We start from the raw sequence: 24,286 nt of genomic DNA on the forward strand, positions 1-24,286 counted from the left end.
GGCCTTGCAATGACAATCGCCAGAACCGGCGCGCCAAAATATCAGTCAATAAAATAACCCCAATACCAGCCGGCATATTTATAATAATATGTCGCGGCCTGGAGATCATCAGCAGAAGCAGCAGCATCGCCCATTTTGCCGTGCGCTGCCGCACGGAATTTATAGACATAACCAGAGCGATCATTGGCTTTGAGAGACTTGTCAAAATCTTTCACAGCCCGTTGAAAATCTCCTTTCCGATAGTGAACCAACCCGCGAACGAAATGATAATAGGCACTCCGTTTTGCCAATTCGATAGCATTGGTGCAGTCTTCCAATGCGGCATCGAGATCTATATTTTCCATCGCACGAAGCATGCATCTATCGGCGAGATAGCTGTCATCATCGGGATCTTCATCGACCAGTGCATTGATGATGCCGAGTGCCTTTTCAAATTTCCCATCGGCTTGCAGAATCTCTATTTCCAGCGAATCCACACTGGTCCCGCTCAATCCATTTTTCTTGGCCTGGTCGAGGACAGATTGCGCTTCTTTAAACTCTTCGCGCCGAACATGCAGCCGGATCAATTCCAACAGCGCCGAGAAATAAGCAGGCTTGATTTCGAGCGCCGCACGGTAGCTCGCAATCGCGCCTTCAGGGTCAGGGCCCAGTTGCAAATCGCCAATCCATTTATAGTTTTCCGCGCTCGACTCGATCGCAATTGCGGCCTGTAAATCCGCAATAGCGCGATCATATTCCCCGATAGTTTGAAAAAAATAAGCGCGGTTGGTGAGCGCGGAATCATCATCGGCTTTCGCCAACACCACGTGATTGTCAAACGCCTGACGATGGATTTCAATCCCTGCCGAAGATTTGTAACGGGCGGTTTCCTGCCAAGGTTTCGCGTCATTTGCAGGCAATGTAATTTTTACATTCTTCCGCTTGACCAAAGCTAATTGCTGACGCTCCAATTCAAATTCTGCCGCAGGCAATTCCCAGCGGCTATTATAATATTCTTCTTTGGAAACGACTTGATTGCCCATTTTGCGGACGGACCGGTTAAAGCGATATCCTCCCAATTCTTCATCTAACTCCATCGTTCCGGACAATTTGGCTGCCGCATATCGGTCTGGAAGATTATAGGTGACATGATATTTAAAGTAATTCGGATATCCCAATCGTACTGGTAAGTCGCGAAGCTTTTCCTCATCTCGGCTCTTTTGAATCTTGATCGTTTCCGACATGCTCCAAAGCTCATGCTCGCGTTGATCGGCTTTGTTTTCCCAATCCAGATAGGACAAACCTTTGGCCGTTAGATAACCGGTTTGATTTTCATCATCATAGGTAAATTCGGTTTCCGAGATCAGCCCGTCTAAGACATAACGCAACGCGACTTCTTTCCGCATTTCCTTGGCTTTCTTATCAGATAATTGCGCGTTTGCTTCTTTAAGCTTAATCGCATCGCGGTCGCGCAGCATTGCTTGCAAGCTAAATGTTGCCGGCAAATGTGTCCCCGCCGTCAAATCATAGGTTACACTGGCCATTTGAAAGGCGCGTCCGGGACGGCGAATAGGAATTTCTTCCAGTTCGGAGCCGCTTTTAAGGCTTGGCAAGCCAAACCGGTGCGATGGCGAATCCCCCAAATCAGACAAGCGCGTGCCGCTCCCTGTTCCGTCTAACCAATAGACCTTCCCATCAAGTCTCGCTTTCACGATAACATGATTAAAGGCTTGGAAGGTCGGAAGCCGTTCAACCACTGTATCGCCGCTGCTGGTGCTGACCAACATCGGGACGGCCTCAATTCCCAGACGGCGCAAGATCGCCATCAGTAAATATGTTTTCGCCTTGCAATCACCATAGCGAATTTGCCAGGTTTTTTCCGGCGTTTGCGGCGTGTAATTACCGAACCCTAAGCCATTGTAGAGATAGCGCACTTTGTCCTGCACCAGTTGCAAGGCCAGTGCCATTCGCTTCTTTTTGTCGGATGTCGTTTTGGCAATGGCCGCAATTTCTTGATCCAAATCACCCCCTGCGACAATTCCATCATCGAAAGAGTAAAGCGCTGCGTTCACGCGAGACACATCTTTCCATGATGCAAAACTTGTCACCTCAAAATAATTGCCCCGTTTAAACCGCGACGGCGCGTTTTTCGGGATTTTTACGGGCGGTTCTTCCGGACGATAGTCAAAATCCAAGATATTCCAACCGTCGCGAATTTCCTCTGCCGGGATTATTTCCTCTTTGGATCCCCTCCATTTGACTTTCATTTTCTTGGGCCAGCGCACCAATTGACGATTAAAATCAATTTTGACCGTCGCCGTAACAAAGCCGCCGGATGATTGAACTCTATCCGCCAGCGCTTCATTTTGCTCCGTAACGGTAAAACTCATCCGCACAATGTCATCGAGTTGCAGATTTTCGATTTGAGAAATAGCGGTCAACATACCGTTCACCTGCTGCCGTTCCAAATCTTTCTCGCGACGAATAACTTCAAAAAGACCGTCAATTGCGGTCAAATCGATTATTTCCGATCCGCGGACAATCTCATAGCGATGCACGGTCAGATCCCCTTGATCAGGATGCCAGATCGGACGGAAAAGCGACATCATGCTAGACATTGTTTTGGCGGAATCGATACGGACTGCGACGTCGCGATAGGAAGTGACCTTCCCCGGCTGCAATTGTTCTTGCTGATCCAATATCACCAGAACCGCTTCGCTATTTGGATTGTCTTCCAATATCTGATCGAGATCAGCAATTTCCACCCATTGTCCGGGTTGCCCAAATTTCAAATCTGGAGATGCTTGCGCGGTGGATCCCACCACAAAACTGACCAAGGCGGCCAGCATAATAACGCAGAATTTCATATTCGTTTAGTGCCCCTGTTTCGGTAATCTTATGCCAGTTATCCGCAAAAACAAGAGTTAGTTTCTTTTATATTTCAGGATTTGACCCGATTATTTTGAACCGGGTAGAATATTCACTTTTGGTTGCGGTTTAATACTAAATAGATCGAGAGGATAGATCGCTTCTTATATATGCACTGCGTTCCGCGCCGCAATTTAAGGCGAAAAACGAGGCTCCCATTTTAGTGGTTCCCTCTTCGCTTGAATGCTTATTTCTCTTTTTTCGCTTTGCCTGCCCGTAAAGCCACCAAAAGCCCTGCCATCGCCAAAAATGCGCCGACCGCCGACAAAATCGTCCAAATATAATTTTCAAATAGCGTTGACAAAATCATCGCGACGATCGGGACCAGCACGCTGGAATAAGCCGCTCGGCCGGCGCCGATTTCGCGTAATATGGAGAAGTAAAGCGGGAAGGTTATGACGGAACCCACAATGGCGAGATAAAAAATACCGCCAAGATAGGCCCACCGGGTTTCAATGACCGGCGGGCCGACCGTGATCCATGACAGGACAATATTTATGACCGCACCCCAAAGCATGGCCCATGCCAATAGGCTCAGAATCGGATAGCTTTTGAGTCGTGGCAAGGCCTGCATGACATTGGCCACAGATGCCGACAATATGCCGCCAATGGTCAGCACCACGCCCAGCAACACATCTGTAAGCGTGGCTGGCGAACTCTTATATTCCTGCCAGAATAAGAGCGCTATACCGACTGCAGCAATGGCGGATCCTGACAGGAAAGCACCATTAATCCGCTGTCCCAAAAATATCCGCCCCAAAATTGCATTGGGCACCATTAGCAAAGCAAATAGCACCGCTACCAATCCGGATGTGATGTAAAGTTCAGCATTATAGACAAAATTAAAGTTGAACGAAAACTGCGCAATGCCAATTAAAACCGCCCAAAATTGCCCGGGCCAGCCCAATCGAAACGAAAGGCCTTTCAGTCCGACCAGAACAAACATTGCCAATGCTGCAATCATGAAGCGATAGCTGACCGACCAGCTCGGCGGGACGTCGGAAATTTGATCTTTGATGACCAACCAAGTGGAGCCCCAGATCAGCGATACCAAAAGAAACGGAATCAAAATGCGCGGGCTGAATAAGTTGGGTTCACTCCCCGGTTCAGCGTTCATAAGGCAGCAATAGCCTCAGCCAATGGTGTGATATCATCGACGCTCTGATTCCAACTGGTAACCAGCCGCGCTTGGCCAACCCCCCAATCATAAAAATCAAACCCCGCTTGACGGAGGATATTCGCCTCATGGGCTGTCAGTCTGATGAATATCTCATTGGCTTGCACCGGGTGGATCAAACGGTTGCCTGCTGCAACGGCTATAATCTGTGCGCCTTGATTGGCGGAGCGCGCATTGTCCAACCACAGATCATTGTCCAAAAGCGCCAAGATCTGAGCCGCGAGAAACCGTCCTTTGGATTGCAAATGACCAGCACGCTTTCGCCGATAATGGGTTTCTTTGGCCAATTCTTTATCAAAGAATACCAACGCCTCTGCGCCCATTCCGCCATTTTTGACAAAACCGAAGCTCAATATATCAACGCCAGCTTTCCAGCTTATATCCGCCGGATGGCAATCGAGAGACGCAACGGCATTGGCAAAGCGGGCCCCGTCCATGTGCAAGCGCAAATTTCGTTTTTTGCACAGGTCCGAAATTGATTTCACTTCATCCGGTGAATAGACGAGACCATATTCCGATGCATTTGTCAGCGAGACAGCAGCGGGCTGTACCTGATGGACATCGTCGCGAATAGCAGCGCAGCGTTGATCCACAGTTTCAGGCGAAATTTTAGCCCCTTCGCCGTCGACCAACATCAATTTGGCACCGCCCGTATAAAAGCCGGGAGCGCCGGCTTCATCCTGTTCAATATGGGCTTCGCTGTGGCAGATCACCGCTTGATGCGGCCGGCAGATTGCAGACAAAGCCAAAGCATTGGCGGCTGTGCCGGTGGCCACCCACATGGCTTCGACATCGGTACCAAAAAGCGCAGAAAAAGCGCCGCTCAACTGAGCGCTGAGGGCATCGCCATCATAAGCCGTATCTTGTCCATTCGCATCCTGCAACGCCGCCAAGACGCGCGGATGAACGGAGGCCGCATTGTCTGAAAAAAATCGCATGCGATCGCCATGCTGTGAACTGAGCGCTGCGTCAAGAATATCATGACCGACAGTGGACCTGTCCGGTTTGTGTTACTCTGTTCCCGGGATGGCTGCTGATTTGATTCTGTTCAACCTAAGCCTTTTTGCGCTTTTCATCTTGCAACAATGGGACATCCGAAGCGGGCAGATAAATTGTTTCTACTTGCGGAGCCGATGCGTCATTGGAACGCAAATCGGTATATTCTCCAATGGCTTCAGCTTTACCATATAGAAAACCCTGGACCTGATCACAGCCTTCTAGGCGCAATTCTTCCACCTGGTCTTCCCGTTCCACACCTTCCGCAGTCGTCGTCATGCCCAGATTTTGCGCCAAACTAATGACCGACCGGATTATCGCGCGGCAATCTTCTCGTGTATCGATTTCGCTGACAAAACAACGATCAATTTTAATCTTGTCAAATGGGAAACTGCGCAGATAGTTGAGCGAGCTGTAGCCAGTTCCAAAATCATCCAGCGAGATGCGGATGCCAAGATCGCGTAAGCTATGAAGCGTGCGAATATTGGCTTCACTATCATGCATTAAAATACTCTCGGTAATCTCCAATTCCAACCGCTGCGGAGCAATAGCAGATTGCGCCAAAGCATTGACAATGGTCGATACCAAACTCGCACTACGCATTTGCGAAGGAGACAGGTTTATCGCCACCGTCAACTCTTCATCCCAAGTCGCGGCATCTTCCAGCGCCTTGCGAATAACCCATTCACCCAGTTGCACAATCATGCCCGTTTCTTCAGCGAGCGGAATGAAATCATCAGGCATGACAACCCCATTACGCGGGTGTTCCCAGCGCAGCAGAGCTTCATACCCAATTTTTTCCTGAGTCTTCAGATCAATAAGCGGCTGATAATGTAATCGCATTTCATCACGGCCTAGCGCCGCCCGCAAATCCAGTTCCATATTGCGACGTGCTTCGGCGGCGACATCCATACCCTCTTCAAAGCAAACCACACGATTTCTTCCCGCGCCCTTGGCTGAATAAAGCGCAAGATCAGCATATTTCAGCAGTTTATTTGCGTCTTTAATATCGCTTTGCCATTCAGCTACGCCAACGCTTACGCCGGTAACCACATTATGATCATCGACCAAAAAGGGCCGACCAGTTTGTTCGACAATCATTTCAGCAATATCTTGGGCTTGCTGCGCTCTTCTGTCGGTCAACAGCAAGGCAAATTCGTCGCCGCCAATACGCGCTAACAAATCCCCTGGTTTCACCAATGCCTCCAAACGCCTAGCGATACGTTGCAGCAGCTTGTCCCCGATGGGATGTCCCAGCGTGTCATTAATCGCTTTAAAGTGATCGAGATCAAAAAAGATCAACGCAACATTATCTTCTGGTTTCGCACGGTGTATCGTGCGGTTCAGTGTTTCGGTGAAAAGACGGCGATTGGGCAAATCCGTAAGCCCATCGAAATGCGCCATATAGCTGACTTTATCTTCTGCATTTTTCTGGGCCGTAATATCTTCAATCACACCGCGAAAGACAATGCCATCCGCATCGAGCCTTTCCTCGACAGCCCGAGCGCTAATCGTCCACCATTGTTTTGTTTCACCGGCATCAACCGAGACAGTGAGATCGCGAAAGGAGCGGTTATTGGCGATATGATCGACCAACAAATCATGGTCACCATCTTTGGCAATGAGCGATGCCAAGCTTACACCGTTCATCGCTTCGCGCGGTTGTTGTGCAACTTCAGCAAACCGTTCACAAACTTTGACCAACCGGCCCTGCTCATCGAGAGAGAATAACCAACTAGACGCTTGTTCTTCAAAATCATTGAGCAGCAATTTCACCGTTTCGGCCGAGCGTTGAATTTGTTGACCAGCCGCGAGTTGATAGGCAAAATTCTCAAAAATATGAGCCCCGTTCACATAGAGAACCGACGCAAACATGGTGAGCAGAGCAATGGCTGCATAGCTTTCGATCCCGCCAAGGAAGAGCAATCCAATGGTGAGCGCGGTATACATTACGATGATCCACGCGCGTGATGCTTCAGGAATATGGCGGAAGGAAACCACTGCGGTGCTCATTTTCCCGGCGCCAATAATGGCAAGCAGCATCAACTGATTGGGCGATGATATCGACAAAAGCGAAGCAACGCCTCCGCCCCAGGCCAGAGCATAGCCAGCAGCATTGAGCGCTATCGTATTTTTCAATTTAGTCAGTTTTTCTCGGGCTGCACCAATCATGCGAGACGGTATTGAAAGATAGAGGCGCTGAGCGGAAAGCAATCCAAAAATTGCGTACCAGATGAAGTGCAACGCAAGCGGAACTTGGTCGAAAAACAAAAAAGAAAGAATGGCCGCGTTTACCACGTTGGCAAACACAGTGACACGCACAGATTTGCCATGTTCGGCAAGCTGTTCTCGTAAAATCAGATCTTGATCGGAGCGCCCCAGCTCTTCGATTGGATTTTGCACAATCATTTTTGTCCCCATGATCATTGAAGACTAGCCAAAATTCGTAAATATTTTCCTATTATCCCTATTTTACATAGATTTACGAGATCAAACGGCAATGGTATGAGGTCTGCAATAGGTTTGTGCAGTCATTCCATAAGGATAGCGGTGAATTACAGTTTTATGCCGATGGCGCGCAATGCGTCCGGGGCCTTTTTCTTAACCGCAAAAAAGCCCTTTGTAGCTAAGGGCCAAAGAGCGGCATCATAGTCCCGCATCACCCATCGCACGTTGTTCCCTCTCATTTCTTTGCCAATAGCATCTCTCAATGCGCCAACCGGAAGCCAAGGCGACAAAAGCCGTTCAATTTTCGCGCGTTTGAGAATATCTTGCAGTTTTTCGCCTTTTTTCCACATGATCTTATCACATTGAAAATGGTCGGCGGCGCGTGTAATGGCGTCGTCCACCGCCTGATTTGCAAAGGCGCGAACTTGATCGGACACGCCGCGGGGGCTTTTCCCATCTGGCCCGCTCACACCAATGATCAAAGACGGTTTTTGCGGCAATTGCAAACTTTCCGGGCGGCAATCTTCTTCATGAACCAAGAGCGCAAAAGCCGATGCAGCTGGCGGTTGCGGCGGTATTTTCAGCGGGCGCAACTTGTAATTTTTGTTTTCGGTGAGCGGATTGGCTGTGGTTGCCAATCCTACGGGCTTAAACCGCCCATCGGTAAATTGCACAATATTATCTTGGGTGGCGAGGTAGGTTTTTCTTTTAGTGTGCAATCCGCCAACCCAGCGCCAAGACAGGCTGTTAGACGCCGCATCGCCATCCAACAGATATTGCAAGAAAAAGTCAGCGCCCAATTGCCAGGGTAAATCCAAGGTGAAAATCCAAATGCTGGCAAACCACATGCGCGCATGATTATGCAAATAGCCATGGCTTTTCAGCTGCTTTGCCCAATGATCAAACGCATCTATGCCGGTCTCACCGGCTATGGCTTTCTCATATATATTACGGCGTCCCCCATCCGCTTTAAGCAATTTAAATTGCACGTCTCTTGTGTGCACATAATCCGCCCAGACTTCAGGACGCTGTTCCAACCATCCTTTGAAATAGGCTCTCCACAAAATCTCAGTGACAAATTTCTCTGTCGCCTGCGCGCCGTGCGCTTCGATGGCAAGCGTGATTAACTCCGTCTCGGTAATCAGCCTGTGCCGAATAAAAGGTGACAATTTGGATACGTTATCGCGCCACGTTTCTTGTGCGAGATTAGCCTCCAGACCATAATCGAAATTGCGCTTATGGGCATAGTTATGCCCCATATTGGGGGTGAAGGTCGCGAGCCGTGCAAGGCCGACTGTTCGGGAAGCCGTTATGTCTATCATGGCGGCCCTATCGCAGCATATCTAGACCTTGCCAACCAAACAGATTGAATCCGCCAACCATTTTGCGACGGATCAGGCTTGCCAGCAACCAGCCAAATGATCATCTACCAAGCCAACAGCTTGCATATAGGCATAGATGATCGTGCTGCCGACAAAGCTCATTCCGCGCTTTTTAAGCTGTTTAGAAATCGCATCACTGATTGCGGATGTCGCTTGCACCTGCGAAAAATCCTGAGGCCGATTGACAATCGGTTTGCCGTCAACATGCGCCCAAAGCCAGTTGTCAAAACTGCCAAATTCTTTTTGCATCTCCAGAAAGACCAGAGCATTTTTTCGGGTTGAATAGATTTTCAACTTGTTCCGCACAATCCCTTCATCTTGGCGTAACGCCTCCAATTCCGCATCACTCATTTGCGCAACAAGACGAACGTCAAAATTGTGAAAGGCACGGCGATAGCCATCTCGCTTTCTCAATATTGTTTCCCAGCTCAATCCTGCTTGAGCGCCTTCTAATATCAAATTCTCGAAAAGCTTCTGATCATCATGAACCGGAATGGCCCATTCCTCATCATGATATTGACCATAAAATTCTTTGCCCGCTTGCCCGCCAAAGCAACGGTGTTTTCCATCTGTACCGATAATTGTCATAGGCATGAACTTAACCGGTTTATCGGTTTTTCATAGCCTCTTTGCGCTTCTATTCTGCCGGCTGAATTTCAGGTGCAGGCGGTTCTGCCGGTGGCCACCAACCCACTTTCACTTTGAGCCAGTTTACAGCCTTGGGAATGGGCGCGTTGCGATCCATCCATTCGGCATATTCTTTATAAGCCGGGTCGCTTAACAGATGCTTCTCTTCTGTTTTGGCGCGCCAGTAATAGACGCCGCTTACTGCTACCATAATAACGCTGTTGCGGATCATATCGGACGGGCTGCCTGAGGTCGCCAAAAAGGGCATAGTTGCCAGCCACCAATAGGTGTTTTTTGCAACATAAGCGGGATGTTTGGTGAAGCGATAGGGCCCATGAGTCAAAATGCCGCGATGGGTCAAATTGGAAAAGCGCAATCCGAAGGCCACGGTTGCCCACGCATATATCGCAGTGAGGATCACCAATATCCCGCCCCAAATAGCTAATATTGTCGTATGACCTTCAAACCAATAGGCCCAGTCCGCGGTGTTCACATTATAGTTTAAAGGGCCGTCCATTAAGATGAAGGGCGGGTAGCAGATTAACGCAGCCACCCAACCAGCGAGATAGGGATTGGCGGTCCGGATATGCGCATCGAGCGGTTTCATCGTCAGCAAATAGCCCACAGTGGCAAACTGCACGTCGACAACAAACATAGCCACGATCAGCCAATGGGCAATGGCTACGGGATTGTGGATGATCTGAGAAATATCAAGCCGCACAATTTCCCCAAAGCCGCCCGGGACAATGGAAATCATGAAAGCCAGGAAAAACCCTTTGACGGCCCAAGCCCGCAAATGATGATAGATTTCCTCACGATCATATTCGCCACGCGCGCCCATCAGAAACTGACCGAAATGCCAAGCGCCGTCTTTGGGTTCGACAAAATGACGATCCATCCACATCACATAAGGTATAGACAGCGCGATCAGGATGGGCGCTGCAAACTCCATCATCTGCATCGAAAATTGATACTGGCCGGTCCAGTACCAACGACCGACACAATAGATGAGCGCAATGATTGTCCATGTCGCCCATAGCCCAGCTATTTTGGCGATGCTAATATCAAATGTCTTTTTCCAGGGTTTTGGATTTTTCCAATTAATCCCGGTCGATGCCCGCAGATGCACCTTGTCATAAAGCAATGACCAAATAACCATGGGCAAACCACAAGACAGGCAGGCAACCAGCGCAGAATAGGGGCCATCCAGGCCATATTGCCGCGCAATCAGGATCCAACAGCCCAATCCAACGAGGCCCGCAACGCCCACACCGCTGGACACCGCCGAAGGCGGGCGCGGATCATCGGCCTCTGATTTGCTTGCGAACATAGGCCATCGCTTTAACCAGAAATGGTAAGCAACCCGTGAACATTACCCAAAGGGCCGAATATTCTAGGAATTATCAAGCGAGTTCGCTATATTTTTAAAAACGTTGCGCAGCGACCGCTGCTGCTGTCATCCGCGAACCAACAGGGCCACCGCTAAATATGATTATGGGAACCAAAATGAGAAATTTAACCCTCGCCACCGGACTATCGATCATCCTTTTCGCCTGCAGCAACGGCAATGGCGCCCAAGCCAATCAAGGCGATGCAGAAGAAGCCACGTCCGATATCTCGCCGGTTGACCGGATCCCCTTTGCAAAAGCCGAAATCGGCGAATTTGACGAACCATGGGCAATGACCTTTTTGCCCGATGGTCGCCTTTTGGTAACCGAGAAAAAGGGCAATTTATTGCTTGTGGATCAAGACGGTACAAAGACCGAAATCAGCAATATTCCGGAAGTGGATTATGGCGGTCAGGGTGGATTTGGCGATGTCATTTTGGCCCCGGATTTCGCCACCAGCGGTCGCATCTATCTCAGTTGGGTCGAAGCGGGTGATAATGACACGCGCGGTGCCGTGGTTGCGCATGCGACATTGTCGCTCGCACCCAATTCGCCCGACGTCGAAGCCGAAGCACCGGCATTGGATAATCTAACCAAAATCTGGACACAAAATCCCAAAGTAACCGGCCGCGGCCATTATTCTCATCGCATGGTCTTTTCTCCCGATGGCCAATATCTGTTCATCGGATCCGGCGAGCGCCAAAAATTTGACCCCTCACAGGATATGACCGGCAATTTGGGCAAGATAATCCGGCTCAATCCGGATGGTTCGGTTCCGGAAGATAATCCCTTTGTCGGCGAAGATGATATTTTGCCTGAAATCTGGTCTTCGGGACATCGCAACATATTGGGCATGGCCTTTGATGACCAGGGCCGCTTATGGAACCAGGAAATGGGTCCGAAAGATGGTGACGAGCTTAATCTGGTCAACGCCAAGGCTAATTATGGCTACCCGATTGTATCGGAAGGCGATCATTATGACGGGAAAAAAATCCCCAATCACGCTACGCGCCCAGAATTTGAAGCGCCTAAAGTGGCATGGGTTCCCACCATCGCACCGTCGGGTATGATTTTCTATTCTGGCGATCTCTTCCCCGCATGGAAAGGCAGCGCCTTTATCGGTGGTTTGGCGAGCGAAGCGATAATTCGGGTGTCGTTTGACGGCGACAGCGCGGAAGAGGCAGAACGCTATGATATGGGACGCCGCATTCGGGAAGTGGAACAAGGTCCCGATGGCGGTCTTTGGGTTCTGGAAGATGGCGAAGGCGGGCGGTTGCTTAAACTGACCCCAGCCCGTTAATCGGGGATAATCCGGCTATTGCGAAGCGCTGGTTGTTCCCGACAAGTCACTCAAAAACTGGCGCACTCGCTTGGCATTCGCGCCTAGATCGTGAACACCGACGCGAGATACAGAGCGCATATCAATGATGCTGGCAGCCCCATTTTCAGCTGACCGCGCCCGAATAACGACATCATCTTTGAACCGGAAAAGCGAAATAGTCGCGGTTGCTTCAAGATGCCCAGATGCTGGATCAACGCTGACAACTTCCCAGCCACGGTCTTCGGTCAACCGCTTTGCCTTTTCAATTACTTCCGCCACGGGCTGATCAATGCGCACCGACCGGACATCGGGATAAGCGTCTTGATGCAAGGTTGCCCAGCGTTGCCGAGGATTCATGCCGCGCATCGCATCATCATCCGCCCCGGGAATATTATCCCAATTATCAGCTCTTACGGTCAAAGCCGAAAATTGGGGAGGATCAGCCAGATCGGTCGTAATGTCGTGAATTGCCGGCAGCGAGGCACCGGTCATCACATAGCTGAGTAAAAAGCCCAAAAATCCAACCGATACAAACGCGCCCAAGCCGAGCATTGGCCAACGCGTCTTGCGGCCTTTGCGGCGATCAACAATGATACCAACAATCGCGATTATCAAAGCAATCAAGGCGGCCAACCCGGTCCAGGGCAAGATCTTAAGTCCGGCCTGCCAGCCCCATAATCCTAGTCCCGAACCAAATGACGCGCCGAAAAAGACGACAACCGAGGCTATAGCGAGGACAAATACCGTCCGTCCTTTTAAATCCTGACCCCATTTTGCCAGTTTGCTAGCGATCGCCCCTTTTTCCGCCACGGGTTGCTCTGTTTGTGGTTGCTGTTCTTGTTCACTATTCACGCGCGTCGCTCCCTTTAATTGCCATCTTTTAGACCGGACATAGCGATTGTGCAATCGGCATAGCTTTACCCGCAGCACAGCGCTCGACAGCGTGGAATATTGCAGCTAAGTGCGCTATTTCTTGATCTTTCCCGAACGATGAGACGCTATTTTGACTACGATCATCCCGCTTGCCGAAATCGATCCTGCTTTGGTGGAACAGCTGCTGGACTCCGCCTTTGGCAAGCAGCGCACGCAGCGGACGGCATATAAAGTGCGCGAAGGCGTTAATATGCTTGAAGGGTTAAGCGTAGCGGCAGTCGACATGGCGGAAAATGAGCTGCTCGGAACCTTACAATGCTGGCCGGTGGCGCTGACTGATGAAGCGGGCGCATTACATCCGATGATCATGGTCGGCCCGGTGGCCGTCCATCCGGATTGCCAGCGTCAAGGCGTCGGACAGGCCTTGATGAACGGCTTGCTCAAGGAATTGCATGAGGATGAGAACCTCCCGCTTATCCTGATTGGCGATCCGGCTTATTATGATCGCTTTTTTGGCTTTTCGCCTGATCGCACATCGGGCTGGAAACTGCCTGGCCCTTGGGATCCAGAACGGCTTTTGGTGCGGGCTTCTGCCGACAAAATCCTACCCCAAAAAGGCAAATTAGGGCCCTGGATTCCGGGGCAAAACGGGTAAATTCTCCTAGCCTAGATTCCACCTAGTTTCCCCTCCCACTTTACAGGCATCAATATTCTCAATAGGCCATCATCATGCCTTATACTCCGCCGCCCGCGCTAGCGTCCTTGTCTCTTGCTGACATTGCAGAAATGGTTGCTGCCCAAAAATTGCCTCCGGTGGAAGACTGGCAGCCTGAAGAACAGGGTGACAGCGAGATGCGCATTGCCGTGGATGGCACATGGTATCATCAGGGATCGCCGATAAATCGACCAGCCATGGTCCGCGCCTTTTCAACTTTGCTGCGCCATGAAGCGGATAATAGCTTTGCTTTGGTGACCCCCTATCAAAAGCTTCATATAGCGGTTGATGACGCGCCATTTATCGCTGTGGAAGTGGAAAATGAAGGCACTGGCGTCGATCGCAAATTGGGCTTCCGGTTGAACACAGATCATCTCGTTATGGCGGATAGCGCTCATATGTTGCACTTTCCCAACAGCACGGCCAGCCCAAATGCCGCCCACAAACAGGATGCGGTTCGTCCTTATCTTCATGTTCGCGGCGGACTACAGGCGGTTTTGGCGCGGCCAGTTTATTATCAGATAGCGGAATATGCGCTGGATGATGATCTGGATCCTTTCGGACTGTGGAGCAACGGTGCCTTTTTTCCGATTGACCGGCCCGAATGACCGACAGCGCAGATTTGAGAAACCGGCTCAGCAAGGCTTTGCGAAACGGGCACGCCGCCGATCTCGATCATATGCTGTCCGATGAGCGGGATTTCATCCCCGATTTGGACAGTTTGCGCAGTGCAGCTGTCCTGATCGCCATCACTGATCGTCCTGATCCCGGCGTTATTCTTGTGCAACGCCCTGACCATATGCGCAATCATCCCGGACAAGTGGCCTTTCCGGGAGGTAAAATTGATCCGGAAGACAAAGACGCCGTCCATGCGGCCTTGCGCGAAGCCGAAGAAGAAGTCAGCCTCGACCCACATGAGGTTGATATTATCGGTGCAACCGACCGTTATCATTCCGGCAGTGGATATAATATCCAACCGATTGTCGGCGTGATCCCACCCGATCTACCGCTCGTACCGAGCCCGGATGAAGTCGAAGACTGGTTTGAAGCCCCATTGGAATTTGTCCTGAACCCGAAAAATCAAAGCGCGCATATTGGGGAATGGCGTGGCGCGAGACGAAAATATTATCAAATAAACTGGAAAAATCGCCGCATCTGGGGAATTACAGCGGGAATTTTGGTCAACCTGTCAAAACGTTTGGATTGGTCCGCGTGAAACTCCCTGCCGCTCCCTGGCTGCAAACGCCATCGCTACTTCATCTGGTTTCTGTGCTCGATGGTGAGCAAGACAGCGTCCGGCTGGTGGGCGGCGTGGTGCGCGATACATTGCTCGGCCGTCCGGTGAAAGATATTGATTTGGCCACAATATTCAAACCGCAGGAGGTTATGGATCGGCTGAAAAAAGCAGATATTAAGGTCATTCCAACCGGGGTTGCTCATGGCACAGTCACAGCAGTTACCGAAGACGGTCCGGTAGAAATCACCACATTGCGCCGGGATGTCTCCACCGATGGGCGGCGCGCTACGATTGCCTTTAGCGATGATTGGAAAGAAGATGCGGCCCGCCGCGACTTCACGATCAATGCCCTATTTGCGGATCTTCAGACCCTGGAAGTTTACGACTATTTCGATGGCCTGAAAGATCTCGAAGCCCGCCGCGTCCGATTTATCGGTTCGGCAGACAAGCGTATTGCGGAAGATCATTTGCGGATCATGCGCTATTTTCGTTTTCTCGCTGGGCTCGGCCAACATACGGTCGATCAAGAGACATTTAATGCCTGCCGCAAAGCCGCACCATATCTAGACCGATTATCGAGAGAGCGGATAGCCGATGAACTGATGAAATTGCTCAGCGCGGACGATCCTGTTTACGCCGTTCAAGAAATGATCGCAGCCGATATTTTCGCACATATCGTGTCCGCCATCGATCCGCAGGCTGGTACCCTATTGGCTGGCCTCATTTTGCGCGAGGAAGCCAATCACATCAAACCCGCACCCATCCGGCGGTTGGTTGGGCTGCTGCCCAAGGAGCCGGCCGAGACAATCGCTATCGCCAAAAGCTTGCGCCTGTCCAAAAAACAACAACGCGCCATTCAAGATCGTTTGGTCGTTGCCGCACAGGAAGGTGGTTTCTCACCATCTCAAATCTCTGCTTTGGCTTATCGGCATGGAACGGACGCGGTCCGCGATATCCTTCTTCTATATGCCGATGGCACCAATCTGGTCTCTGGTTTGGCGACTTTAAACGCGTGGGTTGCACCGGCCTTCGCGATCACCGGGGGCGACTTAATCGCCCTGGGTCTGGCACCGGGTCCGATTGTTACCCAATGCCTAGAGCGTGTCGAAACCCAGTGGATTGCCGAAGATTTTCCTGATCAAGAGCGCACCCGCGCAATTGCACAAGAAATCATATTGCAAATTTCAGCGGAATGAGCTTCTGAACCTGATTAAGCCCACAATATTCGGCGCAATCCAACACCCCAAAATAGGATGATAATATGAAAATAGACCAAGAAACCGTTGCCTTCATTACCGGCGGGGCCGCTGGAATTGGGTTTGCGCTCGCAATGGCTCTTGGAAAACGGGGCGCTAAAATCATGCTCGCGGATCTTAATCAATTGCAGCTTGATAAAGCGGTTCAAGCTTTGACAGCTCAAAATATCGAAGCCGCTGCCGTGCTTTGCGATGTTGCGGATGAGAAGCAGATGCGCGCCGCTGCAAACGCTACCATCGCGCGCTTTGGCAAAGTTCACATCGTCGCTAACAATGCCGGCGTCGCACTGGGCGGCACCCCGGGCGAGATTGCCATGAAAGACTGGCGCTGGATCGTCGATATTAATCTCATCGGTGTCGCACATGGGGTCGAGATCTTCACACCCTTGATCCAAAGCCATGGCGAAGGAGGTCATTTTATCAATACCGCTTCAATGGCCGGCCATGGCGCCACCGCCGGCATGGCCCCCTATCACGCGACCAAATTTGCCGTGGTTGGCTATTCTGAAGGACTGAAACCGGAACTCGAGCCGAGTAATATCGGTGTCAGTGTTTTGTGCCCGGCCTGGGTCAAGACCAATATCCATCGCAGCGCGCTCGACAAACCAACTGGCGGTAACAGCGAAGATGATCCCCAATTTAAAGCCATGGAAACCGTTATTGGGTCCGGACTGAATCCTGCCGATGTCGCGGAATGGACAGTAGAATGTGTGGAAGATAATCGCTTTTATATCTTCACTCACCCAGAATTTGCCGGCGGCATTGATATGCGGCACGCGCAGATCAAAGCCGACTATGATGCTTGCGCACAATTCCCGGCCTTTCAAAAAGCGAACGCTAGCTGAAGCGCACTGAGCATGCGGGCTTTTTGCTCGCCAGAATATTCCGCCATAGGCGGCGTGAAAAATAGGATAGCTAGAGCCCAATAAAAAGCCCCGATGGATCATACCACCGGGGCTTTTGAAACCTATTTTACTGTGCGCTTAAGCGTAGGTCACTTTTGCCTTAGCTTTGCGCTGGCGGCGGGTCTGAGACCGCAATGTCCCGCCGATCGCACCAAAGCCAAAGATCATAAACGCCCAAGTCGCTGGTTCAGGAACCGCGCTGCTGATAGAAAGGCTGAAATTATCGATAATCGGACCAATATTGTCGGCACTATTGGTCCGAACAAAAGCTTTGATCGAGCCCGCAGCACCTGCCGTGAAGTCAAAGGAAAATTGCTCAAACGGACGGTCTGCCGAAAAATCCAAAAAGCCAAAAGTTTCCGGACCGGTGAAATCACCTGCATTGATAACAGCCCCCGATCCAAATGTTACAACGCGGTCATTGAAAAGGACATCGCCGCCAATAGAACGAAAGCCAAATTCGAAACGGTCGTCTTCGCCGTTGCGTTGATTGCCGCTTGCATCAACAAACAAGGATATTGTCTGTCCCGCGAGGAACGAAAAGGTTTGGTTGGTGATTAAAGTCGCGCCGTTACTGGTTGAACCATCAAGATCAACACAGGACCCAGAATTACAAGTAATGCCAAATGCGGGTTGGTTGATGAGATCAACTGTACCATCTTCGACATCAAAATTCGCAAAAGCGGTATAATTAAGCTGCGAGTTTCCACCATTTTCTCCGTCAAAATTGTCATCCAAGACAACGCCGGCAAAAGCGGGAGAAACGGTCATTGCCGTTATAGCAAGGGTGGCTAAAAATTTACGCATGATATGCCCTTTCGCCAAATGATTGGCGGAACGTGTTAAAAAATACGAGATCAATTCGATCGCGATCCCTCACGACCTTCGCTAGTTCCTTACTGCCCCGGAAACGACGGAAAAGTCAACTTATTGGAAAGGATTTGTTAACCTTTTACAACTGTGTACCAAAATGAAACCGATAATTGGCTTCAGTCAAATTTTCCGCTTTTCGGGAATCCTGTCGGCGGGAGGCGGCCCGCCGCTCCGCGAGCCACGCGCCACATGGTCAAATCATGCTCTGTCCGTGTTCGGCCGCTATCGCCGCCCATAGCCCAACTCAAACCTTCTTCCAGCCTGAACACCGTCGCATCAGACAAGCCGCCATCTTTGTAGCGCTGTAGCATCACACCTTGCCCCTTTGCCATTTCCGGCATTTCCGACAGTGCAAAAACAACCAGTTTGCGATTTTCACCTATTGCAGCAACATGATCGGCTTCTTCAGGAACCGAGCGTATTACGAGCAATTTTGCATCGCCTTTCAAATTGACAACCTGCCGTCCCTTTTTCGTCTCCGCCACGACGTCGGAAATATTGGTGACAAAACCGCGACCCCAAGTGGAAGCGATCAACATTTTGCCCTTCGGATCAGCTACCATCAAGGCAATCGGCTCCGTCCCGGGATCCATATCAACCATTGAAGCCACTGGTTCGCCAAAGCCCCGCGCACCCGGCAATTTGTCCGCGCCTAAAGTATAGAAGCGTCCATTATTACAGCACATCAGCAATTTGTCGGTCGTCTGGGCGTGAAAAGCAAATTTTGGACCATCGCCTTCTTTAAATTTAAAACTGTCGGGGGTGCTTAAATCCGCATGACCCTTCATGGCTTTGATCCAGCCACGCTGCGACATGATGACGGTCACCGGCTCTTTTTCAATAAAGGCTTCGAGTGAAATTTCGCGCGCTGGCGCGGCCTCTTCCAAACGAGTCCGCCGCGCACCTAGCGCAGTATCTTCCGCGTAAAGTTTGCGCATCGCGGCCAGGTCTTTTTTCAGCCGCGTTTTCTGCCGCGCTGGACTTTCGATCAGTTTCGCGAGCCCATCGCGTTCTTCGAGCAGCTTGTCCCGCTCGGTGCGCAATTCCATTTCTTCCAGCTTGCGCAAACTGCGTAAGCGCATGTTGAGGATGGCTTCGGCTTGGCGATCGTTAAGTTTAAACTCCTCCATCAACAAGGGCTTGGGTTCATCATTATTGCGAATTATTTCAATTACGCGATCGAGATTGAGATAGGCAATAATATAGCCTTCTAGCAACTCCAAACGGGCATCAATTTTGTCCACGCGGTGCTGAGAACGACGCACCAGCACTTCAATCTGATGAACAATCCACTGTTTCAACACTTCGGTTATGCCCATCACTTTAGGCGTGCGGTCTTTATCGAGCACGTTCATGTTGAGCGAAAAGCGATTTTCCAAATCACTCATTCGAAACAGCGCGTTCATCAGATCATCAGGGTCGACGGCCCGGCTTTTAGGCTCCAAGACAATGCGAACCTGTTCATCCGATTCATCGCGAATATCGGCCAGGATCGGTAATTTCTTGTCAGCGATAATTTGCGCAATTTGCTCGATCAACTTACCCTTTTGGACCTGATAGGGAATTTCGGTGACCACGATCTGCCAAGCACCGCGTCCTTCTGCATCTTCTTTTTCCCATTTGGCCCGCACCCGCATTGCTCCGCGACCGCTTTCATAGGCGGCGTCAATGACCGATTTGGGATCAACCAATGTTCCGCCGGTAGGCAGATCAGGCCCTTTGACAATCTCCATAATTTCGGCATGTTCTGCCTTCGGACTGTCAATCAACAATGTCGCCGCGTCGATAATTTCATGCACATTATGCGACGGGATGCTCGTCGCCATGCCCACCGCAATTCCGCTTGCGCCATTGGCCAGCAAATTGGGGAAAAGACCCGGCATGATTTCGGGCTCTTCATCTTCGCCATTATAAGTCTGTTTGAAATCAACCGTGCCTTCATCCAGCCCGTGCATCAATTCAATGGCGGTCCGGGTTAACCGGGCTTCGGTATAGCGATAAGCCGCGGCATTATCGCCGTCGATATTGCCAAAATTACCCTGACCGTCGACCAACGGATAACGCATTGCGAAACTTTGCGCGAGGCGCACCATCGCGTCATAAACGGACTGATCGCCATGCGGGTGGTATTTACCAATAACATCACCGACAACCCGCGCGCATTTTTTATAACCTTGCGCCGGATCGAGCTTCAACAAACGCATGGCCCAAAGCAGCCGGCGATGGACTGGCTTCAAGCCATCGCGCAGATCGGGCAAAGAGCGCGCGGTAATTGTCGACATCGCATAAATCAGATACCGTTCGGACAAAGCAGCATCAAACGGGGCATCGACTATCGCGTCAAATTCATCTTCGGGTTCTGCGCCTGGCGCATCGGTTACATCACTCATAGGTGCAGCGATAGCAGGGTCGATTCCGCTTGTGGAGAGGGATTATTGGTTCAACCATTGTTTCGGAAGATTCACGCCGTCGCGTTCATTGTCCCAGATCATCGCCATGATCCACCAGCGGCTGCCATCATTCCACAAATGAATCATGTTGACCCCGCGAAAAAGAACGTCGGGATGATCTGGCGTCTCGCGGGCTTCATAGGTAGAATAGACATGCGCTATTTGACCAAAAATATCCGTCTTTCTGCCAATTTCAACTTCGTAGAAAGACCGATCTGCCAATAATGGAATCGTGGATTCGACAAATTCATCAAAGCTGAACGGAAATATGACCGGCTGGCCATCGACTATACGGGTGCGGTTGAGCAAGACGCGCGGATGGTAAATCTCGCGATCCCGTTCCCAGTCCTGACCCCCAGGAGGGCCAGAAATACAGGCATAAAGCGTATCCATAACGGCATTGATATTATCATATTTGGCCAAAACTCGTTCCCCGTTCTGCTGTAACATTGACTAAAAATTATATTCTCAATAGCTTTGCCTATTCCCCAACATGGAGAGAATTGATGCGAAAGCACAAGACCCTATTCGCCGCTGCTGCCCTTTACAGCCTGACCGCTTGCGCTCAGGGCGGGGATACCGCTGCTGAACTGGATATGGTAGATGTCGAAACGGCTGAAGCGGCAGCCGAAACAAGTGCGGTCGGCCTGAAAAAAATAGCATCTTCTGCCGCCGCCGATGGTTCAACCAATGAGATTCCCGTCAGTCAACCGCAAATTGCCTATAGCTATGACTATGGCTTTCGCTTGCCTTCCGCTGAAATTCCCAAGGCACAGCAACAGCATATAGCTTTGTGCAATCAGGTTCCGGAAATGGGCTGCCGGGTTCTCAACATGTCGAATAGCGGCGGCGAAGGCGATTATGCCAATGGCCGGCTTCATCTGGAAGTGGCCGCCCCGAAAGCCCGCGTTTTTGGTGAAAAACTTGCCGATGCCATTGACGATAATGGTGGAAGTCAAATTGCCGCATCCATTTCTGGCGAAGATCTGTCCAAACAAATTGTCGATACCGAGGCCCGGTTGCGGAGCCGCTTGCTATTGTCACAGCGGCTGACCGAATTGCTCCGGACCCGCAAAGGATCGGTGGCAGAATTGGTTGAAGCCGAACGGGCGGTAACCGATGTTAACGAGGAAATCGATCAAGCCCGCAGTTGGCTTAAAGAAATGCGGGCGCACGTTGCCTACAGCAAGGTGATGATCAGCTATCAGTCCGGTGCGCCCGGATCTGGAGGTTTTACCCGGCCCATTCGCGAAGCGCTGGGCGGTGTAGCCTCAGCATTGGGCTATTCCGTTGGCGCCGCAATCACTGTGATTGCCGTAACTTTGCCTTGGATATTATTAATCGCGCTCGGCGTTTTTTTGCGCCGGCGATTCAAAGCCAAGGACCGCAGCTTTTGGGGTCGAAAAATCGGATTAACCGATGCCATGGAGGATTGATTGCACCGTCATCGGCTTTGGCTTATAGAGCATGATCGTCGCCCCGATTGGTTCGGATCCACTTGATTCGTATCATTGGGGCGTGGTTTTTATTGCTTCTTCCTCCGATTAGGAAACCACTATGTCCCGTCGTCGTCAAATTTATGAAGGCAAGGCCAAAATTCTCTATGAAGGCCCCGAGCCCGGAACAATTATTCAATATTTCAAAGATGATGCGACCGCATTTAATGCTGAGAAAAAGGGAACGATCAACGGCAAGGGCGTCATCAACAATCGCGTCAGCGAACATATTTTCACCTTGCTCAATCATATTGGGATCCCGAGCCATTTTATTCGCCGTCTGAACATGCGCGAACAATTGGTAAAACAAGTCGAGATTGTCCCGATTGAGGTAATTGTCCGCAATGTCGCGGCTGGTTCACTGAGCAAGCGTCTGGGCATTGAGGAGGGTACACCCTTGCCCCACACATTGCTTGAATATTGCTACAAGGATGATGCGCTCGGCGATCCCTTGGTTGCGGAAGAGCATATTGCCTGTTTTGGCTGGGCGACGCAGGAGGAAATGCAGGACATTTCGGCCATGGCAATCCGTATCAACGACTTTATGGCCGGGATGTTTGCGGGCATTGGCATAAAATTGGTCGATTTTAAATTGGAATTTGGACGCCTTTTTGATGGCGATTTTTCACGTATCATATTGGCAGATGAAATCAGTCCTGACGGGTGCCGTTTGTGGGATATCGACACCAATGAAAAGCTCGATAAAGACCGTTTCCGCCGCGATCTCGGTGGAGAAGCCGAGGCATATCAAGAAGTTGCTCGGCGCCTGGGCCTCTTCCCCGAAGGCGGGTTAAGCGAAGTGCTCGATCTGGATAGTGAACGGAAAAAGCGCGGAAAGTAACCATAGTCTTTTGGTCTATCCTTAGGCGATCCGGTGCATGCCGCTCCTGACGGGCGGGCAAAATAGCAGGATGGTTTACGTGAATTTAACCATTAGACTGATAGCACCGCCCTCATGTGGAACTCATGTGAGGAATTATTCCGATGCGCCTTTTGATCTTGTTAGCCAGTACAACCATGCTTGCCGCTTGTGGCGGAGCCGGCCCCCAGTCTGCAGGCAGCGCCGCGGCTCCAACCGGCGGAGGAACAGGTACAGGTGGCGGTACGGGCAGCGGAGATACACATACATTTGTGAATCCAACTGAGCCAAAAACATATACGGCTGTCGGCAGCACCCATAGCTATCGCTATCAAGTGGTCAATCCCGGCTCTCCTGGCGCAGGTCAAGGCGCGCAGCTTTATCAAGGTGATGCAAAAACCGTTCGCAACAGCAATTTGACTGTAGAATTTAGTCCGCGCGATGCCATCTTCAACGTGAGTTTCAGCAATGGCCTCGCCGGCACAACCGGTGCCAGCCGTTTTCAGGACCCGCTCCACCGCACCGATTTTGGCGGCGTGATCGAACCGCAAGTCGGCACCCCCGATCTGGAATCAGCGACATTCGGTCTCCAAGGGATTAATTATCTCGAATCCGGTTCAAGCAACAACGTATCGCGTCGGCCTGGTGGCGAATTTATATTCGACCTCATCAATACGGCAGAAGGCGGCAGCTATGATGTTACGACATTCTTCCACCAGACTCCCGGTACAGAAACACAATTTGTCACTTTTGCAGGCTATTTGCGCAACACGGCTGGCGTCGTACAATCAGAAATTGACAATCCAGATGGCAGCACAAGCACGATTGTCACCCAAACCAATACATTTGAACGCGGTGCCATTGCTTATGGTGAAGTGACGCCAAATGACGGTGTTCCCACCACCGGTACCGGTTCATTTGAAGGCACGATGTTGGCCACGATGGTCTTTAATGACCAGCCCGATACATTGGGGAATACCGACACTTACTTCCAATGGATTGCCGGCCGGGCATCAACAAATGTTGACTTTGGGGCCAATACTTTTGCCCTTTCCTTGGACGGGACAGTTGGAGCGCCGCTTTTTGACGGCACCAGCAATCAGCACACAATTTTGGAAAACGCCCAATTCCGCGCCAATGGCGCGGGACAGATCGACTTGGTCGCTGCCGGCGGTTTCTTGGGACAATTTAACGAAGCTTGGTTCGTCAATCCCGGCGGCGCACGGCTGGACGTAAATATTGCCGGTTCGAGTATCGACGGTTCATTCTACGGTCCAAATGGCGAAGAATTGGGCGGAGGTTATCGCATTGTTGGCGGTACGCCAGACGAACGGATCGATATTTTGGGAACCTTTGTCGGCAGAGGAAACTAAGGA

Annotated in this window: 20 protein-coding genes; 9 read left to right on the forward strand and 11 right to left on the reverse strand. The window is 50.8% G+C overall.

Features of this window, described 5'->3' with window-relative positions; all coding sequences use genetic code 11:
• Nucleotides 1-41: 41 nt before the first annotated feature.
• The 7 genes from ABJU74_RS05365 to ABJU74_RS05395 all read right to left on the reverse strand — a co-directional run bounded on the left by ABJU74_RS05365 (nucleotide 42) and on the right by ABJU74_RS05395 (nucleotide 10,867).
• Nucleotides 42-2,846, reverse strand: coding sequence for a tetratricopeptide repeat protein (locus ABJU74_RS05365; RefSeq protein WP_348383127.1), 2,805 nt, complete (start codon nucleotides 2,844-2,846; stop codon nucleotides 42-44).
• Nucleotides 2,847-3,094: 248 nt separating this feature from the next.
• Nucleotides 3,095-4,024, reverse strand: a complete 930-nt coding sequence (locus ABJU74_RS05370; RefSeq protein WP_348383128.1) for a DMT family transporter — start codon at nucleotides 4,022-4,024, stop codon at nucleotides 3,095-3,097.
• Nucleotides 4,021-5,022: a low specificity L-threonine aldolase gene (locus ABJU74_RS05375; RefSeq protein WP_348383129.1), complete on the reverse strand. Its 1,002-nt coding sequence runs from the start codon at nucleotides 5,020-5,022 to the stop codon at nucleotides 4,021-4,023. Before ABJU74_RS05375 ends, ABJU74_RS05370 begins: the two co-directional genes overlap by 4 nt.
• Nucleotides 5,023-5,137: 115 nt before the next feature.
• Entirely contained in the window at nucleotides 5,138-7,489 is a 2,352-nt protein-coding gene (locus ABJU74_RS05380) for an EAL domain-containing protein (RefSeq protein WP_348383130.1), read from the reverse strand.
• Between the two features lie 146 nt (nucleotides 7,490-7,635).
• On the reverse strand, nucleotides 7,636-8,850 hold the full coding sequence (locus ABJU74_RS05385) for an FAD-binding domain-containing protein (RefSeq protein WP_348383131.1): 1,215 nt from the start codon (nucleotides 8,848-8,850) through the stop codon (nucleotides 7,636-7,638).
• A gap of 72 nt (nucleotides 8,851-8,922) precedes the next feature.
• The gene (locus tag ABJU74_RS05390; RefSeq protein ID WP_348383132.1) at nucleotides 8,923-9,504 is read right to left on the reverse strand and encodes a DNA-3-methyladenine glycosylase I; all 582 of its coding nucleotides are present in this window, start codon (nucleotides 9,502-9,504) and stop codon (nucleotides 8,923-8,925) included.
• Between the two features lie 43 nt (nucleotides 9,505-9,547).
• The gene (locus ABJU74_RS05395; RefSeq protein WP_348383133.1) at nucleotides 9,548-10,867 is read right to left on the reverse strand and encodes an isoprenylcysteine carboxylmethyltransferase family protein; all 1,320 of its coding nucleotides are present in this window, start codon (nucleotides 10,865-10,867) and stop codon (nucleotides 9,548-9,550) included.
• Between the two features lie 176 nt (nucleotides 10,868-11,043).
• On the opposite strand from ABJU74_RS05395, the gene ABJU74_RS05400 reads away from it, so the two are divergent.
• Nucleotides 11,044-12,225 (forward strand): PQQ-dependent sugar dehydrogenase, encoded by a 1,182-nt coding sequence (locus ABJU74_RS05400; RefSeq protein ID WP_348383134.1) that lies wholly within the window; start codon nucleotides 11,044-11,046, stop codon nucleotides 12,223-12,225.
• Between the two features lie 15 nt (nucleotides 12,226-12,240).
• On the opposite strand, the gene ABJU74_RS05405 is transcribed toward ABJU74_RS05400, so the two are convergent.
• Nucleotides 12,241-13,098, reverse strand: coding sequence for a DUF1499 domain-containing protein (locus tag ABJU74_RS05405; RefSeq protein WP_348383135.1), 858 nt, complete (start codon nucleotides 13,096-13,098; stop codon nucleotides 12,241-12,243).
• A gap of 151 nt (nucleotides 13,099-13,249) precedes the next feature.
• On the opposite strand from ABJU74_RS05405, the gene ABJU74_RS05410 reads away from it, so the two are divergent.
• From ABJU74_RS05410 to ABJU74_RS05430, 5 genes are all read left to right on the forward strand, one after another.
• On the forward strand, nucleotides 13,250-13,774 hold the full coding sequence (locus ABJU74_RS05410; RefSeq protein ID WP_348383136.1) for an N-acetyltransferase: 525 nt from the start codon (nucleotides 13,250-13,252) through the stop codon (nucleotides 13,772-13,774).
• Between the two features lie 74 nt (nucleotides 13,775-13,848).
• Entirely contained in the window at nucleotides 13,849-14,442 is a 594-nt protein-coding gene (locus ABJU74_RS05415) for a DUF1285 domain-containing protein (protein WP_348383137.1), read from the forward strand.
• Entirely contained in the window at nucleotides 14,439-15,050 is a 612-nt protein-coding gene (locus tag ABJU74_RS05420; protein WP_348383138.1) for a CoA pyrophosphatase, read from the forward strand. The genes ABJU74_RS05415 and ABJU74_RS05420 overlap by 4 nt, the downstream gene beginning before the upstream one ends.
• Complete coding sequence (locus tag ABJU74_RS05425; protein ID WP_348383139.1) at nucleotides 15,047-16,267, forward strand: CCA tRNA nucleotidyltransferase; 1,221 nt, start codon at nucleotides 15,047-15,049, stop codon at nucleotides 16,265-16,267. Before ABJU74_RS05420 ends, ABJU74_RS05425 begins: the two co-directional genes overlap by 4 nt.
• 65 nt (nucleotides 16,268-16,332) lie before the next feature.
• Nucleotides 16,333-17,172, forward strand: coding sequence for an SDR family NAD(P)-dependent oxidoreductase (locus ABJU74_RS05430; protein ID WP_348383140.1), 840 nt, complete (start codon nucleotides 16,333-16,335; stop codon nucleotides 17,170-17,172).
• A 138-nt stretch (nucleotides 17,173-17,310) separates the two neighbouring features.
• Here the strand turns inward: ABJU74_RS05430 and ABJU74_RS05435 are convergent, their stop codons facing one another.
• The 3 genes from ABJU74_RS05435 to ABJU74_RS05445 all read right to left on the reverse strand — a co-directional run bounded on the left by ABJU74_RS05435 (nucleotide 17,311) and on the right by ABJU74_RS05445 (nucleotide 20,978).
• Entirely contained in the window at nucleotides 17,311-18,039 is a 729-nt protein-coding gene (locus ABJU74_RS05435; RefSeq protein ID WP_348383141.1) for a PEPxxWA-CTERM sorting domain-containing protein, read from the reverse strand.
• Between the two features lie 182 nt (nucleotides 18,040-18,221).
• A complete protein-coding gene (gene parC / locus ABJU74_RS05440) occupies nucleotides 18,222-20,495 on the reverse strand; it encodes a DNA topoisomerase IV subunit A (RefSeq protein WP_348383142.1) in 2,274 nt (757 codons plus the stop codon).
• 42 nt (nucleotides 20,496-20,537) lie between these two features.
• A complete protein-coding gene (locus ABJU74_RS05445; RefSeq protein ID WP_348383143.1) occupies nucleotides 20,538-20,978 on the reverse strand; it encodes a hypothetical protein in 441 nt (146 codons plus the stop codon).
• Nucleotides 20,979-21,061: 83 nt separating this feature from the next.
• On the opposite strand from ABJU74_RS05445, the gene ABJU74_RS05450 reads away from it, so the two are divergent.
• The 3 genes from ABJU74_RS05450 to ABJU74_RS05460 all read left to right on the forward strand — a co-directional run bounded on the left by ABJU74_RS05450 (nucleotide 21,062) and on the right by ABJU74_RS05460 (nucleotide 24,283).
• Entirely contained in the window at nucleotides 21,062-21,991 is a 930-nt protein-coding gene (locus ABJU74_RS05450; RefSeq protein ID WP_348383144.1) for a DUF4349 domain-containing protein, read from the forward strand.
• Between the two features lie 121 nt (nucleotides 21,992-22,112).
• Nucleotides 22,113-22,892: a phosphoribosylaminoimidazolesuccinocarboxamide synthase gene (gene purC, locus ABJU74_RS05455; RefSeq protein ID WP_348383145.1), complete on the forward strand. Its 780-nt coding sequence runs from the start codon at nucleotides 22,113-22,115 to the stop codon at nucleotides 22,890-22,892.
• A gap of 143 nt (nucleotides 22,893-23,035) precedes the next feature.
• Nucleotides 23,036-24,283: a transferrin-binding protein-like solute binding protein gene (locus ABJU74_RS05460; protein ID WP_348383146.1), complete on the forward strand. Its 1,248-nt coding sequence runs from the start codon at nucleotides 23,036-23,038 to the stop codon at nucleotides 24,281-24,283.
• Nucleotides 24,284-24,286: the final 3 nt, after the last annotated feature.

This window comes from Parasphingorhabdus sp. (assembly GCF_039982415.1).
Lineage (GTDB): Bacteria > Pseudomonadota > Alphaproteobacteria > Sphingomonadales > Sphingomonadaceae > Parasphingorhabdus.

What these genes read in the sequence shown, in the direction of transcription:
- ABJU74_RS05450 (WP_348383144.1), top strand. Translation starts at nt 21,062, where the DNA reads ATGCGAAAGCACAAGACCCTATTCGCCGCTGCTGCCCTTTACAGCCTG.
- ABJU74_RS05395 (WP_348383133.1), bottom strand. Translation starts at nt 10,867, where the DNA reads ATGTTCGCAAGCAAATCAGAGGCCGATGATCCGCGCCCGCCTTCGGCG.
- ABJU74_RS05375 (WP_348383129.1), bottom strand. Translation starts at nt 5,022, where the DNA reads ATGCGATTTTTTTCAGACAATGCGGCCTCCGTTCATCCGCGCGTCTTG.
- ABJU74_RS05390 (WP_348383132.1), bottom strand. Translation starts at nt 9,504, where the DNA reads ATGCCTATGACAATTATCGGTACAGATGGAAAACACCGTTGCTTTGGC.
- ABJU74_RS05430 (WP_348383140.1), top strand. Translation starts at nt 16,333, where the DNA reads ATGAAAATAGACCAAGAAACCGTTGCCTTCATTACCGGCGGGGCCGCT.
- ABJU74_RS05415 (WP_348383137.1), top strand. Translation starts at nt 13,849, where the DNA reads ATGCCTTATACTCCGCCGCCCGCGCTAGCGTCCTTGTCTCTTGCTGAC.
- parC (WP_348383142.1), bottom strand. Translation starts at nt 20,495, where the DNA reads ATGAGTGATGTAACCGATGCGCCAGGCGCAGAACCCGAAGATGAATTT.
- ABJU74_RS05435 (WP_348383141.1), bottom strand. Translation starts at nt 18,039, where the DNA reads ATGCGTAAATTTTTAGCCACCCTTGCTATAACGGCAATGACCGTTTCT.
- ABJU74_RS05460 (WP_348383146.1), top strand. Translation starts at nt 23,036, where the DNA reads ATGCGCCTTTTGATCTTGTTAGCCAGTACAACCATGCTTGCCGCTTGT.
- ABJU74_RS05370 (WP_348383128.1), bottom strand. Translation starts at nt 4,024, where the DNA reads ATGAACGCTGAACCGGGGAGTGAACCCAACTTATTCAGCCCGCGCATT.
- ABJU74_RS05365 (WP_348383127.1), bottom strand. Translation starts at nt 2,846, where the DNA reads ATGAAATTCTGCGTTATTATGCTGGCCGCCTTGGTCAGTTTTGTGGTG.
- purC (WP_348383145.1), top strand. Translation starts at nt 22,113, where the DNA reads ATGTCCCGTCGTCGTCAAATTTATGAAGGCAAGGCCAAAATTCTCTAT.
- ABJU74_RS05400 (WP_348383134.1), top strand. Translation starts at nt 11,044, where the DNA reads ATGAGAAATTTAACCCTCGCCACCGGACTATCGATCATCCTTTTCGCC.
- ABJU74_RS05385 (WP_348383131.1), bottom strand. Translation starts at nt 8,850, where the DNA reads ATGATAGACATAACGGCTTCCCGAACAGTCGGCCTTGCACGGCTCGCG.
- ABJU74_RS05380 (WP_348383130.1), bottom strand. Translation starts at nt 7,489, where the DNA reads ATGATTGTGCAAAATCCAATCGAAGAGCTGGGGCGCTCCGATCAAGAT.
- ABJU74_RS05420 (WP_348383138.1), top strand. Translation starts at nt 14,439, where the DNA reads ATGACCGACAGCGCAGATTTGAGAAACCGGCTCAGCAAGGCTTTGCGA.